This is a genomic window from Paenibacillus sp. D9, from assembly GCF_001188365.1.
Classification (GTDB): Bacteria; Bacillota; Bacilli; order Paenibacillales; family Paenibacillaceae; genus Paenibacillus_O; species Paenibacillus_O humicus.
Map to the genome: position 1 here is coordinate 362573 of NZ_JZEJ01000001.1, position 17141 is coordinate 379713.

A 17141-nucleotide genomic window follows, 5' to 3' on the forward strand; every position below is an offset into this window, starting at 1 on the left:
CAAGAGGGACCGGACCGGTCAGTCAACAGGGTCCGGTCCCTGCACGTTGGGTGCCTTGTTGGATAGGAGAGGAGAGATACGATGCGGGATCAAACCGCCGTCCCGGCGCCGCGGGCCGCAGAGCCCAGCGCCCTGAATCGATGGTTCAAGACGCTTCTCAAGCAGAAAACGCTCATTTTCATGTCGGTGCCTTTCGTCATCTGGATCTTCATTTTCAAATACGTGCCGCTGTGGGGCTGGCTCATCGCCTTCCAGCATTATCGCCCCAATCTGACCATGTTCCAGCAGGAATGGGTCGGGCTGGAGCAGTTCCGCTTCCTTTTCTCGGACGATACCTTCATCCGGGTGCTCCGCAACACGCTTGTCCAAGCCGTCATCAAGCTCGTGCTGGGGTTCGTCACCGCGATCGTACTGGCCATTCTCCTGAACGAAGTCCGCGTCGCTTTCTTCAAGCGGGCCGTGCAGACGATCAGCTATCTTCCCCACTTCATCTCCTGGGTCGTGGCGGCCAACATCATCTCCACGGCGCTGTCCATCGATGAAGGAGGCATCGTCAACGAAGTGCTGATGCGGCTTCATATCATCGACCAGCCGATCATGTGGCTCGGCGTCGGCCATTATTTCTGGGGCATTCTCGGCACATCCGAGGTATGGAAGGACGTGGGCTGGAATACGATCGTGTACCTCGCCGCCATGACGATGATCGATCCGTCGCAGTACGAGGCGGCTGAGATCGACGGAGCGAGCAGGCTCCAGCGCATTCTCCATATCACTCTTCCCGGACTGAAGCCGGTCATCGTCATCCTGCTGATCATGAACCTCGGCAGCATCCTGGAGACAGGCTTCGAGCCCCAATACCTGATGGGCAACGGCATGAATGCCGACTATTCCGAAAACCTCGAGATCTTCGTGCTCAAATACGGCATCTCGATGGGCAACTTCTCGCTCGCGACGGCTGCGGGCATCTTCAAAACCGTCGTCAGCTTCATCCTGCTGTTCACCGCCAACTCCATGGCCAAGCGGTTCGGCGAGCAGAGACTGTTCTAGAAGGAGTGATGGATCATGGCAAATACGGTCCGGCCTGCCGCTGAACCGGCTCCCCAGCCGCAGCAGCCCAAGAAAATGCATAAGCGGTTCCAATCTCCGGGAGACCGCATCTTCGATACGCTCAACGTCCTGGTGCTGTCGCTGCTCGTCGTCTTCACGCTCTATCCGTTCATCAACACGCTGGCCGTGTCGCTGAACGACGCGAACGATTCCATCAAGGGCGGCATCTACTTGCTGCCGCGGGACCTGAGCTTCGACAACTACAAGTACGTCTTCAAGGAAGCGACGATCTTCCACGCGACGCTGATCTCGATCCTGCGCACGGTGATCGGAACGGTCGTCACCGTCTTCTGCTCGGCGATGGTGGCCTATACGATCAGCCGTCCGGAATTCGTTCTCCGCAAGTTCGTTACGATCATGTTCATCCTGACGATGTATCTGAACGGGGGCCTCATTCCGAACTACCTGCTGATGAGGGATCTGGACCTGATCGGCACCTTCTGGGTGTACATCGTGCCCGGCATCATCGGCGTCTTCAATATGATCGTCATCCGCTCCTTCATCGAAGGGCTTCCCGACGGCATCATCGAGTCCGCCCGGATCGACGGCGCCGGAGAGTTCCGCACCTTCATCCAGATCGTCGTTCCGCTCGCCCTTCCGGCGCTCGCGACGGTCGCGCTCTTCACCGGCGTCTACCAGTGGAACTCGTGGTTCGATGTGTTCCTCTACAACTCCGAGAAAGTGAATCTCAGCACGCTCCAGTACGAGCTGATGAAGATGCTGGCCAACTCCAATTCGAACTCCTCGATGACGTCGGCGTCGGCATTCGCCAACAGCGCGAACTCAAGCTCGAACTTCGTCACGCCGAGCTCCATCCGCGCGACGATGACGATCGTGGCCAGCCTGCCGATGATCATCGTGTATCCTTTCCTGCAGAAATACTTTGTCAAAGGCATGACCGTCGGCGGCGTGAAAGGCTGACGCCGGCAATGGCCTGTCCGATGGATTTTCAGGAAGGGGAGACCTTTTCCAAGCCAACAAGCAGCGGCAATCGGATGAGTTCATGTCCGGAGCCGCTGCTTTTTATGTGGATGGATGAGGGGGGGAAGCTCCTGCTCGGTTGGACAGCGACAGCCTTATCTCAGAGGGGAGCAGACGCAGCGGAATGGAGTCTTGGGCCTGTATTGTGCAACGAGAGTCAAATGAAAGCGATAATCGGTCCATCTCGGTCAAGAGCTGCAACCGCTGCCATGATACAATCACGGCATACCCGCCAACAGGCGGGCGGAACCGAAGCATGGGGAGGCATTCAAATGACGACTGAGCTGAGAATCGGAATTGTCGGGCTCGGCAATATGGGCTCGGGCCATGCCGCGTATCTGGCGGCGGGCGAAGTGCCGGGAGGCGTGCTGGCTGCCGTATCGGATGTCCGGGAGGAAAGGCTTTCCTGGGCGAAGGCCGCCTTCGGCGACTCCGTCAAGACGTACACAAGCGCCAGGGAGATGTTCGATTCCGGCGAGGTGGACGGCGTCCTGATCTGCACGCCGCATTATTCCCATCCCGAAGAAACGATAGCCGCCCTCCAAGCGGGACTGCATGTGCTTGTGGAGAAGCCGGCCGGCGTGTATACGAAGCAGGTCAAGATCATGAACGAGGCTGCCGCGGCCAGCGGCCGGGTGTTCGGCATCATGTTCAATCAGCGGACGAACCCTCTTTACCGCAAAATGCGAGAGCTGATCCAAACCGGAGAGCTCGGCGACGTCAGGCGCATCAATTGGATCGTCACGGATTGGTACCGTTCCCAAAGCTATTACGACAGCGGCGGCTGGAGAGCGACCTGGGAAGGCGAGGGCGGAGGCGTCCTGATGAACCAATCGCCCCATAACCTCGATCTGTGGCAGTGGGTCACCGGCCTCATGCCGACCCGGATCCGTGCTTTCTGCGGCTTCGGCAAGCATCGGGACATTGAAGTGGAGAACGATGTTACCGCTTACGCCGAATACCCCAACGGAGCGACCGGAGTGTTCATTACGTCGACCGTCGATGCGCCCGGCACGAACCGGCTCGAGATTACCGGCGACCGCGGCAAGCTGGTCGCCGAGGACGGCAAGCTGACGTTCTGGCGTCTCCGAACGCCGGAGAGCGAGTTCAACCGGACGTACGCCGGAGGCTTCGGCAGCCCGGAGACATGGCGGATCGATGTCCCGGTGCCAGGCGGCGAGCCCAATCAGCACCGGGCCGTGACCCGCAACTGGGTCGATGCCATCGCCGGACGCGCCCCGCTGGAGTCGCCTGGAGAGGAAGGGATCAAAGGCTTGGCGCTTGCCAACGCCATGCTCCTGTCCGCCTGGACGGACGGCTGGGTGGAGCTGCCGCTGGATGACGAGCAGTATTACCGTGAGCTGCAGGCCCGCATCGCGGCTTCGACTGCCGGCAAGGACCAAGCGGCTGCAGGCCGTACGCTGGATGTGAAGGGCACTCATTAGATCATTCAATCATTGTCGCGGCGATTGACGCTGCGGATGAAAGGGGGAACCGCAAGTGAGCAAGGACGGCATGAATTATGCCCCGCAAGGGAAGCCGAGTCCCGTCGTCGGCAGGGGGGAATTCGTGTTCGCCGCTGTCTGCCTCGACCATGGCCATATTTACGGCATGTGCAACGGACTGATCGAAGCAGGCGGCACGCTGAAGTCGGTCTATGATGCCGATTACGATCGGGCAGCCGCGTTTGCCTCCCGCTACCCGGGCGCGGCCATTGCCGGATCCCTGGAAGAAGTTCTTCAGGATCCGGAGCTGCATCTCGTCGCGGCAGCCGCCGTGCCGAACGAGCGCGGACCGCTCGGCGTCAAGGTCATGCGGCATGGCAAGGATTATTTTACGGACAAAACGCCGTTCACGGAGCTCTCGCAGCTGGAGGAAGCCCGTCGCTGCGCCGCCGAGACCGGCCGCAAGTATGCCGTTTATTTCAGCGAAAGGCTGCATGTGGAGAGCGCCGTATTCGCCGGAGAGCTTATCGCCGACGGAGCCGTCGGACGGGTCGTGCAGGTGATGGGCACCGGCCCGCATCGGCTCAATGCGCCGTCGCGGCCGGACTGGTTTTTCGACCGGCAGCGGTATGGAGGCATCCTGTGCGATATCGGCAGCCATCAGATCGAGCAGTTCCTTCATTTTGCCGGCTGCCGCGATGCCCGGGTGCTTCACAGCAAGGTGGGCAATTACCACCATCCAGACTATCCCGAGCTGGAGGATTTCGGCGACGCCAGCCTGCTGGGCGACAACGGAGCCAGCCATTACTTCCGGGTCGACTGGCTGACGCCGGCAGGCCTCTCGACATGGGGGGACGGCCGCACGGTCATCCTCGGCACGGAGGGTTATATCGAGCTGCGCAAGTACGTGGATATCGCCCGTTCCCCGCAGGGGGATCATCTCTATCTCGTGAACGGCGAGGGAGAGCATCATATGGAGCTGTCCGGCAAGGTCGGGTATCCGTTTTTCGGCAGCCTGATTCTCGATGTCCTGAACCGGACGGAGAAGGCCATGACGCAGGAGCATGCGTTCAAGGCGGCGGAGCTGTGCCTGCTGGCGCAAGCGGCAGCGACAAGGATCGGCGAATTCAATTGAAGCTCCGCCTTGAATGAGGAGACTGCTTCCTGGAGGCGGAAATAATTCAGATGACAGATCGGAGGCCATATCGACCATGACGATTCAGCTGTCCGTATTTACGGTGGCAACGCCGGAGCTTCATCCGGAGGAGCTTGCCGCAGCCGCCCGCAAGGCAGGCCTGCAGGGGATAGAATGGCGCTGCAAGGATACTCCCGCAGCTGTCGGGCAAGAGAAGCCCTCCTTCTGGGGCAACAATCTGGCTACGGTGCCGCAGAGCGCAGATGCCGGCGTGCTGGCCCGGTTCCGAAGCGCAGCGGAGAAGGAAGGACTGAAGTCCATAAGCCTGACGCCTTATCTGCAAGCGGGCGATCTGGAAGGGACGGAGCAGGTGCTGGCTGCGGCGAAGGAGCTCGGAGCGGATTATATCCGTCTCGGCGTTCACGGCTACGACCGGTCGAGACCTTTCGGCGAGCTGTTCGGCCTGCAGAGGATCTACCTGCGCGAAGCTTCCGGCCTGTGCAGGCAATATGGAGTCAAAGGCCTGATCGAGACCCATCACGGGACGATCGCCCCGAGCGCTTCGGCTGCCATCCGGCTGTGCGAAGGGCTGGACGCCGATGCCGTCGGCGTCCTCTACGATCCCGGCAACATGGTCCATGAAGGCTACGAGAACCACCGCATGGGCATGGAGATGCTCGGACCCTATTTGGCTCATGTGCATATGAAAAATGCCGGGTGGACATCGACGGCCGATGCCGATGGAAGCGTACGGTGGAACAGCGGCTGGACGGGCATGAAAGGCGGAGTCGTCCGCTGGAGGGAAGTTGTCTCCGACCTCGTCGCCGTCGGCTACGACGGTTTCATCGGGGTGGAGGATTTCAGCGGGCAATACAGCTCGCCGGAAATGCTGGAGCAATACTCGCGCTATATGCGCGAGCTGCTGGAGACGAGCGGTGCCGCGTCGGGAGCCTGACAGGTGCTCTCTTATCAGAACGGATGGACGATGGTATGCTGAACCCATGGCCGTGAGCCATGGAGAGGATGTGGCATGCATGTCCGGAAGCGGCGGATATCCTGCCGGCCTGCTCGATTATACCTTTCGCGAGGATGGGCAGGTCATGCAGGATTTCCATTCTCATCCCTACTATGAGATTTATTTCTTCCATGAAGGGGATTGCACGTATCTGATCGGTAGCCGCATTTATCGCCTGGAGCCGGGCGACATGCTGCTCATGTACGGCATGACCCTGCACAGGCCCAAGGTCGATCCGAGCCGTCCTTACGTGCGGAGCATCATTCATTTCTACCCCGATCCGCTCCGGGCCGCCTCGCCTTCCGGGGCGCAGCTTCCCGTCATGCGGCCGTTCGAGGAGCTCCGCAACTATCGGCTGTCTCTGCGGGGAGAGCATAGGGAAGAAGCGGAGCAGATTCTGGCCCGGATGGACCGCTTCAAGAAGCAGGGCGATGCTTCCGGCCTGTACCGGATGAAGCTGGCGTTCGAGGATCTGCTCGGGTTCATCTACGAGCGATGCCGGGAGCCGATGAATCTGGCGCCGGAACGGTCGAGGGACAAGGAGCAGATCGCGCAGGATATCATGGACTATATCGGCGGACATCTTTCCGAGGAGCTGACGCTGGAGCGGCTTCAGAGCGAGCTGCATCTGAGCCGTTCCTACCTGTCCAGAACGTTCAAGGAAGTTACCGGCGTGCAGCTGTTCGAGTACATCTACAAGCAGCGCGTCAACCAGGCCAGGGTGCTTTTTCTGCTGGAACCGGACATTTCCGTTACGGAAGCGGGCTTCCGCGTCGGGTTCAAGCATCCGGCCCATTTCAGCCGTCTGTTCAAGCAGACGGTCGGCATGTCTGCCGACAAGTACCGGCGCAGCCTTCCGGGGATGTGAAGCCGGCCGCAAGAAGCATCTCCGAAGCGATCTCCTGTCGCTCCGGAGATGCTTTTTTATTTCAAGCGGAATGGAAGGGCGAGAGGGAGAAAAGGGCCGTTCGGGGAGAAGGCGGGGAAAATCGTTACGCTGCACAAAATCCGAAAAGCGGATTACAAGATGCAGAGCTCTATATTTACACAGCAGGTCATAAAATATAACCTATAAACAATTTCGAAGGAGCTGATGAGGAGCGGTTGGCCGCATATTGTCGCGAAATCTCTCCTTCTATCCGCTGATTCCTTTGATGAACGGTCATGCAAGGATGCCATCGCGTCCGGAAAGGTATGAATGCTGCCATGAGCCTAGAGGAACTGAACGCGCGCGTCCGCAAAGATCTTGCCTATATTGCTTTTGGTGGAAAGGATTGGGTTCGTCCCCGCGTGCATCCGGATGGGCACGTCTATGATGTTGTCATCGTCGGCGCCGGCCAAAGCGGGCTCGGCACCGCCTTCGGCCTGCTGCGGGAGAGAGTGTCCAACATTCTTGTCATCGACGAGAATGCGGAGGGTTGGGAGGGGCCTTGGGCAACCTATGCCCGAATGGTCACGCTTAGGACGCCCAAGCATCTGACTTCCATCGATCTCGGCATCCCTTCCCTGACCTTCCGCTCCTGGTGGGAATCGCAGCACGGAGAGGAAGGCTGGGAGGCAGTGGACAAAATTCCGCGCGGCGAATGGATGGAATATTTGCGATGGTATCGCCGCATCCTCGCGCTGCCTGTTCGGAACGATGCCAGGCTGAAGCTGATCGAGCCGCTTCCGGGCGGCATCCATCGCCTTCATGTGGAAGGCTCCGAGCCTTCATCCCCGCATCTGCTGGCGCGAAAGGTCGTTCTGGCTACCGGCATTCAGGGGGGCGGAGAGTGGCATGTTCCCGGCATCGTGGCCGACAACGTATCCCGCAGCCTATATGCCCATACTTCGGAGCCGATCGATTTCTCCAGGCTTGCCGGGAAGAGGATCGCTGTGCTGGGAGGGGGAGCATCGGCGTTCGACAACGCCAACCATGCGCTTGCTCAAGGAGCCGCGGCTGCGCATGTATTCGTCCGGCGCAGCGAGCTGCCTCGGATCAATCCGATTCGCCAGATGGAGTATTCAGGCATGATCGAGCATTTCCACATCCTCTCCGATGAAGAGAAATACGAGGCGATGGCGCATTTCTTCCGTCACAATCAGCCTCCGACCAACGACACCTTCCAGCGGGCGTGCGCCTGGCCGGGCTTCAGCCTCCATCTGGGAGCGCCATGGCTGGCTGTCAGGGAGGAGGGGGGGCAGGCGGTCGTAACGACGCCTGCAGGAAGCTTCGCCTACGACTTCCTGCTCGTCAGCACCGGCTTGCTGACCGATCCGGCGCTGCGTCCGGAGCTGAAGCTGGTGGAAAAGCATATCGCCCGCTGGAAGGACCGGTACGACGCTCCGGAGCCCATCTCCAGCTCTGTGCTTGACGCCCATCCTTACTTGACGCCAGGCTTCGCCTTCACGAGCCGAACCGAAGAGGGGGACAGCCTGCTACATGGACTGTTTACGTTCAATTACTCTGCGATGATCAGCTGCGGATTGTCGGCTTCGGCCCTTTCGGGCATGCGTTATGCGATTCCCAAGCTTGTATCCGCCGTGTCGAGCCAGCTGTTTCTCGATGACCGCAAGCCGATTCTGGCCAGCTTTTACGCTTATGACGAGCAGGAATTCGCCGGACATTGGCCGGCTGCTGCAGAGGTTGCTGCAGATGGCGGCTGAATGGACAGATATGCGGAAAGGAACGGATGCGCGTGGAAATAACCAAGCCGATAGATGGAAGCCTGCTAGGCCTGCCGAGGTTTTCGGCAGGCCTCCGGTATTTTTAGTTCGAGTCGGGAGTGGAGAAAATCAAGCTGGGGTTGCGGGCTGCGGCATCCTTGAATACGGAGAGCAGGGCGGATGTCGTGCGTTCGCCAAGCAGCTTGAGGCTGTCTTCGATGAAAGTCCAATGAATGGTCAGCGGGGAACCGTCATAATCCGTCAGGCAATCGTAAAGGGCATCCAAATTGCGGCCATAATAATCGGGGAAGTGCAGCCCGCGGCTAAGCGCTTCGTGAAAAGCTTCGATCGTCGCCAGCTTGCTGCCGTCCAGTAGCAAGATATTGTCCAGCCTTCTCATCTCCTTGGAGAGGGTTCATGTCTATTCCAAGAATAAGGGACTTGCTTGAAAAAGCAAGTCCCTTAAGCTGCTCACCACTTCTGGAAGCTGGCGTAATGGTCGCTTGTCGTGTAGTAGAGGCCGTCATTGGAATAAAGGACCCGTGAAGCGTTGCGGCACCCCGACGTGTAATAGGCGTCCGCCTCGCGCCAGGTGCGCCCCGACTTGGCAGGAAGCAGGCCTTCATAGTTGGAGAAGACATCTCCGCCGATGCTGTAGCCGGGTGCTACTGTGGCCAGATTGCATTTGCTGGATACCCAGCCTTTGCTTGTCGCCTGGCTTTTCGTCAGGAAGTTGGCCGGCAGCTTGCCGTTTGCCTTGATGTAGGCGATGATGCCGGCAAAATCGGTCGGTCCGGATACGGCTGCATCCGCCACCGGGGCCGCTTGTCCGATCAACGGACTTACATTGCCCAGCAGCAGAGCCAGCACGAGGGCGGCCGACGCTAAAAGCCTGACGATTGATTTCATTACATAATGCCTCCTTTTCGATAGGGAAGATAGGTGCAATTGGATTATACAGGAAATGGACGGGCGGCGAATTATCGATTTCGTAAATCAATGTTTGATTCTGTCAGCCTGTCCCAATCTCCTCGGACATACTGTCCAGTGGCGGTTGTTGAAAATGCGCTTGAGCGCCTGCCGGGGATCAAGTCGATCACCCGGCTTTTATTAGGAGATCTATGCATGCGGCGTAAATCTTCATCGATATAAGAGCTATACCGCCTTAAGGGAAGAAAAGATGCTTTCGGGCAAAGAAGGTTGGACGATGAGAATTCGGTTTTTTCACCCTGCCGGCTTGGCTGCGGGATGGCGGGGGGAGCTCCCTTGGGACGGACATAGGCTTGATAAACAGCTTCATGCTGGATTCGCCGGATCGGGGTCGGCGGCTTTCGTGCCCAGCCGGGATGGACTTGCGGCTTCCGGATTGCAGCAGAGAGGCTCTCCTTCGAGCCGAGGCCAAGAGCCGGTTAAGCTCTTTCGCCGATTGAGCGATTCGGCGGCTGCCGCGAACGAGAGATTCCGAAGGAGGATTGGAGCTGGATTGTTCACAAGCTTTCAGGACCGCTTTTTCCGCTCTCAGCAAGCGGCCGCCCGCTCTTTGGAGAGCGAGAGACCCTTGCAGCCATTCATTCAACGCTTCCTGCAGCGGCTTGGGAGGAAGGAGAGCGGACAACGGCGATTCAGGCACGGTATTCATTCTTCGACTTCGCTGTGGCAGCACTCGCAAGTACCTTCATGCCCCGCCAAATGGATGATCCGGTCAAGCCGGTTCAACGCCAGCCATTGCTTGATGACGATTCCTTCTATGAACTGAGCCGTATTTTGTTGAATCTGCTGCAGGCTGCGGGATGGCAGGCATCCTTCTTTCTTGATGAGGCTGGCCAAGGCGAGAATGTTGTCCGCCTCCGCGTTGATGAGATTGGACAGAGCCAGCTCTTCCATAGCGATTGAACTGAGCAGCAGGGACAAAGCCTCTTTTTTGGTCACGCTAATTTCAGGGGTTATATCGGGAATGTTCGGTTGAGACACCGATCACCACCTCCAGTCAACACTCATATCTTCCGCCGTACTGCTTCAGAATGGTTCTTCTTCCGTCTGCATGAATGCTTGAGTCACCCGATCCAGCTTGTTGAGAAGGATCAAATCCTTTTTGGTCAGTTCTTTCAATGTTTCCAGCACGCTGCCGTTCACGTCGCAGATATCCTTGACCGTCCGCGCCAAAGGATTGGTTCCGTGGAGCGTGCCAAGCGCATGCTGGATTTTTTCGCCTTCCGCATTCAGTATATGCGCCATGCTCAATTCCTCCATGGCGAGGGAAAAGAGAAGCAGATGAATGGTGTTTTCATACTTTGCTCGACGTTTAACCCGATCTTCTACGGAAGGAGGGGGGTCCGAAGCCATGTCAACCGCTCCTAGAGCTGCAAATTTTGAATCAAGTCATTTCGTGTATGGCCCAAGTCGTTACGGCACTGCCGGCTCCCCCGAGATTGAGGTTGACGTTCAGTCCGTTGGCGACGTAGAAAATTCCGATGACGTCACCGGCATTGAGCGAGAATTCGCCCGTCATCGTGACGGTGGCGGTGCCAAGGATGGCCCTAAGGGTGAGGACCAGGGCAACGTTGACGTCCAGAACGGGGAAGTTCCCCGTAACGAGATTGGTTGTAGTCGGCGATGTCCGCATAATGACGAATTGAGGGGATACGGACGCCCCGATACTCGCGGTCAGGCTTGCTGTGGTGCTGTAAGTGATGGTCGCCAGAATCGAATATCTGCCTGTAGTCGGAACGGTGTAGTTTCCCGTCGCGGCATTGAATCCGGTACCGGAGTAAAAAGGAGAAGGCGTGCTCCAGTTCGTCAGCTGTGCACTCGCAGACACTGTAGTGGGGGCTCGCGTCGCCGAAAACCCTTGAGCCAGTATATTAGGGCCGGTCGCTCCTGTGATTCCGGTGACGCCCGTTGCACCTGTCGGACCCTCTAGGCCAGTTGCTCCTGTGGAGCCGGTTGGTCCCGTGGCCCCTGTAGGCCCAGTAGCACCTGTGACGCCGGTAGTGCCCGTTGTTCCTGTAGCACCTGTAACACCTGTTGAGCCGGTTGCACCGGTAGCGCTTGTGACGCCTGTTGCACCTGTCGGACCAGTCGGACCAGTGGCTCCAGAAGCACCTGTAAAGCCCGTCGCGCCTGAAGCTCCGGTGGTGCCCGTGAATCCATTCGCGCCTCTTTCTCCGGTGGCACCCGTGAAACCCGTCGCGCCAGATGCTCCGGTGGCACCCGTGAAGCCCGTCGCGCCGGTAGCTCCGGTGACACCCGTAAAGCCCGTCGCACCTGTAGAGCCAGTGGCCCCTGTGAAGCCGGTCGCACCGGTAGCACCGGTGATGCCCGTCGCACCAGTAGCTCCGGTGGTGCCAGTGAAACCCGTCGCACCGGTAGAGCCAGTGGCACCAGTAAATCCAGTCGAGCCAGTAGCTCCAGTCGCACCAGTTGTTCCAGTGGCCCCTGTGAAGCCGGTCGCACCGGTAGCACCGGTGATGCCCGTCGCACCAGTAGCTCCGGTGGTGCCAGTGAAACCCGTCGCACCGGTAGAGCCAGTGGCACCTGTAGAGCCAGTCGCACCTGTAGAGCCCGTCGCGCCGGTAGGTCCAGTGGCACCAGTAAATCCAGTCGAGCCAGTAGTTCCAGCTGGCCCAGTCGCACCAGTTGTTCCAGTGGCCCCTGTGAAGCCTGTCGCACCGGTAGCTCCGGTGGCCCCTGTGAAGCCCGTCACGCCGGTTGCTCCAGTGGCTCCTGTAAGGCCAGATATGCCAGTCGTTCCAGTGGCCCCTGTGAAGCCTGTCGCACCGGTTGGCCCAGTAGTTCCTGTAAAGCCCGTCGCACCGGTATGTCCGGTAGTGCCAGTGAATCCAGTGGCGCCGGTAGCTCCGGTTGCACCTGTAAAGCCTGTAGGACCGGTTGCTCCAGTCACACCAGTGTTTCCAGTAACGCCAGTGAGACCAGTAGCCCCGGTAAATCCAGTCGCGCCAGTTGCTCCGGTCGTACCTGTAAAGCCCGTCGCACCGGTTGCTCCAGTGGCTCCTGTAAGGCCAGTTATTCCAGTCGTTCCAGTGGCCCCTGTAAAGCCTGTCGCCCCAGTAGGTCCAGTAGCTCCTGTAAGGCCCGTCGCACCGGTAGCTCCCGTAGTGCCAGTAAATCCAGTCGAGCCAGTTGTTCCGGTGGTCCCTGTGACTCCCGTTGCGCCTGTCGCACCGGTAGTGCCAGTGAAGCCCGTCGCTCCAGTTGCTCCGGTGGTGCCAGCCAAACCCGTCGCGCCAGTTGCTCCAGTGCTGCCAGAGAAGCCCGTTGCACCGGTAGCACCGGTGGTGCCTGTAAAGCCCGTTGCGCCGGTAGCACCGGTGGTGCCCGTGAAACCCGTTGCGCCGGTAGCTCCCGTGGTGCCCGTGAAGCCCGTTGCGCCGGTAGCACCGGTGGTGCCCGTGAAGCCCGTTGCGCCGGTAGCTCCCGTGGTGCCCGTGAAGCCCGTTGCGCCAGTCGCACCGTTAGTGCCTGTTAAGCCTGTCGCACCGGTAGCTCCTGTGGCACCAGTAAATCCAGTCGAGCCAGTTGGTCCCGTTACACCGGTAGTTCCAGTGGTCCCTGTGACTCCCGTTGCGCCGGTCGCACCGGTAGTGCCCGTGAAGCCCGTTGCGCCGGTAGCACCGGTGGTGCCCGTGAAGCCCGTTGCGCCGGTAGCACCGGTGGTGCCCGTGAAGCCCGTTGCGCCGGTAGCTCCCGTGGTGCCCGTGAAGCCCGTTGCGCCAGTCGCACCGTTAGTGCCTGTTAAGCCTGCCGCACCGGTAGCTCCCGTGGCACCATTAAATCCAGTCGAGCCAGTTGGTCCCGTTACACCGGTAGTTCCAGTAGTCCCTGTGAATCCCGTTGCGCCGGTCGCACCGGTAGTGCCAGTGAAGCCCGTCGCTCCAGTTGCTCCGGTGGTGCCCGTGAAGCCCGTCGCACCGGTAGCTCCGGTGGCACCAGTAAATCCAGTCGAGCCCGTTGGCCCCGTTACACCGGTTGTTCCAGTGGTCCCTGTGAAGCCCGTTACGCCGGTCGCTCCGGTAGTGCCAATGAAGCCCGTTGCGCCGGTCGCTCCGGTAGTGCCAGTGAAGCCCGTTGCGCCGGTCGCTCCGGTGATGCCCGTTGCACCGGTAGCCCCAGTGATGCCCGTGAAGCCTGTCGCTCCAGTTGCTCCAGTGCTGCCCGTGAAGCCTGTCGCACCGGTAGCTCCAGTGGCACCAGTAAATCCAGTGGCACCAGTAAATCCAGTCGAGCCGGTAGCTCCGGTGGCACCAGTAAATCCAGTCGAGCCAGTTGTCCCCGTTACACCGGTTGTTCCAGCGGTCCCCGTGAAGCCCGTAACTCCAGTTACTCCGGTGGCACCAGTAAAGCCCGTCGCACCGGTAGCGCCGTTGGTGCCCGTGAAGCCTGTCGCTCCAGTTGCTCCAGTTGCTCCAGTTGCTCCAGTGCTGCCCGTGAAGCCCGTTGCGCCGGTCGCTCCGGTGACGCCCGTTGCGCCGGTCGCACCGGTAGTGCCAGTGAAGCCCGTCGCTCCAGTTGCTCCGGTGGTGCCCGTGAAGCCCGTCGCACCGGTAGCTCCGGTGGCACCAGTAAATCCAGTCGAGCCAGTTGGCCCCGTTAGACCGGTTATTCCCGTGGTCCCTGTGAAGCCCGTTACGCCGGTAGCCCCGGTGGTGCCCGTGAAGCCCGTTTCGCCGGTAGCCCCGGTGGTGCCCGTGAAGCCTGTCGCGCCGGTAGTACCGGTGGTGCCAGTAGAGCCCGTTGCGCCTGTCGCTCCGGTGCTGCCTGTAAAGCCTGTCGCTCCAGTTGCTCCAGTTGCTCCAGTGCTGCCCGTGAAGCCCGTTGCACCGGTAGCACCGGTGGTGCCCGTGAAGCCTGTCGCGCCGGTAGTACCGGTGGTGCCAGTAGAGCCCGTTGCGCCGGTCGCTCCGGTGCTGCCTGTAAAGCCTGTCGCTCCAGTTGCTCCAGTACTGCCCGTGAAGCCGGTTGCTCCGGCAGCTCCGGTGACGCCTGTGAAGCCTGTCGCGCCGGTAGTACCGGTGGTGCCGGTGGTGCCAGTAGAGCCCGTTGCGCCTGTCGCTCCGGTGCTGCCTGTAAAGCCTGTCGCTCCAGTTGCTCCAGTTGCTCCAGTGCTGCCCGTGAAGCCCGTTGCACCGGTAGCACCGGTGGTGCCCGTGAAGCCTGTCGCGCCGGTAGTACCGGTGGTGCCAGTAGAGCCCGTTGCGCCGGTCGCTCCGGCAGCTCCGGTGACGCCTGTGAAGCCCGTTACGCCGGTCGCACCGGTAGTACCAGTGAAGCCTGTTGCGCCGGTCGCTCCGGCAGCTCCGGTGGTGCCCGTGAAGCCTGTCGCACCGGTAGCTCCAGTGGCACCAGTAAAGCCCGTCGAGCCGGCAGCTCCCGTGGCACCAGTAAAGCCGGTCGAGCCAGTTGGCCCCGTTACACCGGTTGTTCCAGTGGTCCCTGTGAAGCCCGTTGCGCCGGTCGCACCGGTAGTGCCAGTGAAGCCCGTCGCTCCAGTTACTCCGGTGGTGCCAGTAAAGCCCGTCACACCGGTAGCTCCGGTCGTGCCAGTGAAGCCTGTCGCTCCAGTTGCTCCAGTGCTGCCCGTGAAGCCCGTTACACCGGTAGCACCTGTGGTGCCAGTAAAGCCCGTCGCACCGGTAGCTCCAGTGAGACCGGTCGAGCCAGTTGGCCCCGTGACCCCCGTGAAGCCCGTCGCGCCAGTTGTGCCAGTAGCACCTGTAGAGCCCGTAGGACCGGTTGCTCCAGTGACACCAGTTGTTCCAGTGGCGCCAGTGAAACCCGTCGCGCCAGTTGCTCCAGTGAAGCCCGTCGAGCCAGTTGTGCCAGTGGCACCTGTAGAGCCCGTAGGACCGGTTGCTCCAGGGGTTCCAGTGGCGCCAGTGAGGCCAGTGGCCCCAGTAAATCCAGTAGAGCCTGTTACTCCAGTTGGCCCCGTTGCACCGGTTGTGCCAGAGGCCCCTGTGAAGCCTGTCGCACCAGTATCTCCGGTGGTGCCAGTGGAGCCCGTCACGCCAGTTGCTCCAGTGCTGCCAGTAAATCCAGTAGTGCCAGTTGCTCCGGTCGCACCTGTAAAGCCCGTTGCACCGGTAGCTCCGTTGGCCCCTGTGAATCCAGTCGCGCCGGTAGCTCCGGTGGTCCCCGTGAAGCCCGTCGCACCGGTAGCTCCAGTGGAACCAGTCGACCCAGTGGCACCTGTAACGCCTGTTGCACCTGTTGCTCCAGTGGCACCTGTAACGCCTGTTGCACCTGTTGCTCCAGTGGTACCTGTTGCTCCAGTGGAACCTGTAAAGCCTGTTGCACCTGTTGCTCCAGTGGTACCTGTTGCTCCAGTGGAACCTGTAAAGCCTGTTGCACCGGTAGCTCCGGTGGCCCCCGTGAAGCCCGTCGCACCGGTAGCTCCAGTGGAACCAGTCGACCCAGTTAACCCAGTGGCCCCTGTAAAACCAGTCAATCCAGTCTCGCCAGTAAGCCCAGTCGCACCAGTAAGGCCAGTGGCTCCTGTAAAGCCAGTCACGCCAGTTGCTCCCGTCGCACCTGTGGAACCTGTCAATCCAGTGGCACCGGTAGCTCCAGCGGCACCTGTGGAGCCAGTCGTTCCAGTAGTACCTGTAAAGCCCGTCGAACCAGTGGCCCCAGTGGCGCCATTAAGTCCGGTTGCTCCTGTAAGGCCAGTGACACCAGTCGTTCCAGTGGTACCTGTAAAGCCGGTCGAACCGGTAGTTCCAGTGACGCCGGTGAGGCCAGTTGGCCCTGTGTCACCCGTGAAGCCCGTCGCACCTGTTGTTCCAGTCGCACCTGTAGAGCCATTCGCACCCGTAGCTCCAGTCGCTCCTGTAAGGCCAGTGAACCCAGTCGATCCAGTGGCCCCTGTAAAGCCAGTCGGCCCAATCAATCCGGTATCACCAGTGAACCCGGTAATGCCAGTTGCGCCGGTGGCACCTGTAAGTCCAGTAACGCCAGTTGGTCCAGTGCTGCCTGTGAACCCAGTCGCACCAGTGGATCCGATGTCACCTGTGAATCCATTTGCGCCAGTTGCGCCGGTGGCACCTGTAAGTCCAGTAACGCCAGTTGGTCCAGTGCTGCCTGTGAACCCAGTCGCACCAGTTGATCCGGTGACACCCGTGAATCCAGTTGCACCAGAAGAGCCGGCGGCACCTGTAAAACCAGTAACGCCAGTTGGTCCAGTGGCGCCTGTGAAGCCAGTCGTTCCGGTAGCTCCATCGGCACCAGTGAATCCGGTAGCTCCAGTGGCGCCAGTAAAGCCAGTCGCACCTGTTGATCCGGTACCGCCTGTGAGGCCGGTAGTGCCAGTGGCACCAAGGTCTCCAGTGGCCCCTGTGGCCCCGGTTGCTCCCGCAAGACCAGCAAGGCCCGTTGCGCCGGTAGCCCCAGTTGAACCAGCAGCTCCAGTGGTTCCAGAGTTTCCGGTGACTCCTGTCGCGCCAGTGACGCCTGGATCTCCAGTGACACCGGTCGCGCCTGTAACACCTGTAACACCTGTAACGCCTGTAACGCCTGTAACGCCTGTAACGCCTGTAGCGCCCAAATCCCCGGTTACCCCAGTAGCCCCAGTGACTCCTGGATCCCCAGTGACACCCGTCGCGCCGGTAACTCCGGTAACGCCTGGATCCCCAGTGACACCCGTCGCCCCGGTAACTCCGGTAACGCCTGGATCCCCCGTAACTCCAGTGGGGCCAGTCGCGCCAGTGACGCCTGGATCCCCAGTGACACCCGTCGCCCCGGTAACCCCGGTAACGCCTGGATCCCCCGTAACTCCAGTGGGGCCAGTCGCGCCAGT

12 protein-coding genes are annotated in these 17141 nt (G+C 60.3%); 7 read left to right on the top strand and 5 right to left on the bottom strand.

The features are described 5' to 3' along the window. Window positions 1-180: 180 nt before the first annotated feature. The 7 genes from VE23_RS01630 to VE23_RS01660 all read left to right on the top strand — a co-directional run bounded on the left by VE23_RS01630 (window position 181) and on the right by VE23_RS01660 (window position 8329). Window positions 181-1047: an ABC transporter permease gene (locus VE23_RS01630; RefSeq protein ID WP_232317046.1), complete on the top strand. Its 867-nt coding sequence runs from the start codon at window positions 181-183 to the stop codon at window positions 1045-1047. Window positions 1048-1122: 75 nt separating this feature from the next. Beyond that, window positions 1123-2028 (top strand): carbohydrate ABC transporter permease, encoded by a 906-nt coding sequence (locus tag VE23_RS01635; RefSeq protein ID WP_232313183.1) that lies wholly within the window; start codon window positions 1123-1125, stop codon window positions 2026-2028. 332 nt (window positions 2029-2360) lie between these two features. Then, window positions 2361-3533: a Gfo/Idh/MocA family protein gene (locus tag VE23_RS01640; protein WP_048748335.1), complete on the top strand. Its 1173-nt coding sequence runs from the start codon at window positions 2361-2363 to the stop codon at window positions 3531-3533. A 70-nt stretch (window positions 3534-3603) separates the two neighbouring features. Then, complete coding sequence (locus VE23_RS01645) at window positions 3604-4668, top strand: Gfo/Idh/MocA family protein (protein WP_049869595.1); 1065 nt, start codon at window positions 3604-3606, stop codon at window positions 4666-4668. 82 nt (window positions 4669-4750) lie between these two features. Beyond that, window positions 4751-5623: a sugar phosphate isomerase/epimerase family protein gene (locus VE23_RS01650; RefSeq protein WP_049869596.1), complete on the top strand. Its 873-nt coding sequence runs from the start codon at window positions 4751-4753 to the stop codon at window positions 5621-5623. Window positions 5624-5702: 79 nt separating this feature from the next. Then, entirely contained in the window at window positions 5703-6551 is an 849-nt protein-coding gene (locus VE23_RS01655) for a helix-turn-helix transcriptional regulator (protein WP_069202420.1), read from the top strand. A gap of 338 nt (window positions 6552-6889) precedes the next feature. Next, window positions 6890-8329: a flavin-containing monooxygenase gene (locus tag VE23_RS01660; protein ID WP_049869597.1), complete on the top strand. Its 1440-nt coding sequence runs from the start codon at window positions 6890-6892 to the stop codon at window positions 8327-8329. Between the two features lie 103 nt (window positions 8330-8432). Here the strand turns inward: VE23_RS01660 and VE23_RS01665 are convergent, their stop codons facing one another. From VE23_RS01665 to VE23_RS27705, 5 genes are all read right to left on the bottom strand, one after another. Beyond that, window positions 8433-8708 carry a barstar family protein gene (locus VE23_RS01665; RefSeq protein WP_232316765.1) on the bottom strand — a complete coding sequence of 92 codons (276 nt, stop codon included), beginning with the start codon at window positions 8706-8708 and terminating at the stop codon, window positions 8433-8435. Window positions 8709-8800: 92 nt separating this feature from the next. Continuing rightward, window positions 8801-9238: a ribonuclease domain-containing protein gene (locus tag VE23_RS01670; RefSeq protein WP_048748334.1), complete on the bottom strand. Its 438-nt coding sequence runs from the start codon at window positions 9236-9238 to the stop codon at window positions 8801-8803. A 726-nt stretch (window positions 9239-9964) separates the two neighbouring features. After that, window positions 9965-10300, bottom strand: a complete 336-nt coding sequence (locus tag VE23_RS01680) for a hypothetical protein (RefSeq protein WP_021879121.1) — start codon at window positions 10298-10300, stop codon at window positions 9965-9967. Between the two features lie 45 nt (window positions 10301-10345). Beyond that, window positions 10346-10564, bottom strand: a complete 219-nt coding sequence (locus VE23_RS01685; protein WP_049867144.1) for a hypothetical protein — start codon at window positions 10562-10564, stop codon at window positions 10346-10348. Window positions 10565-10703: 139 nt separating this feature from the next. Then, the coding region (locus VE23_RS27705) for a beta strand repeat-containing protein (protein ID WP_084781223.1) at window positions 10704-17141 on the bottom strand (6438 nt) is incomplete at its 5' end.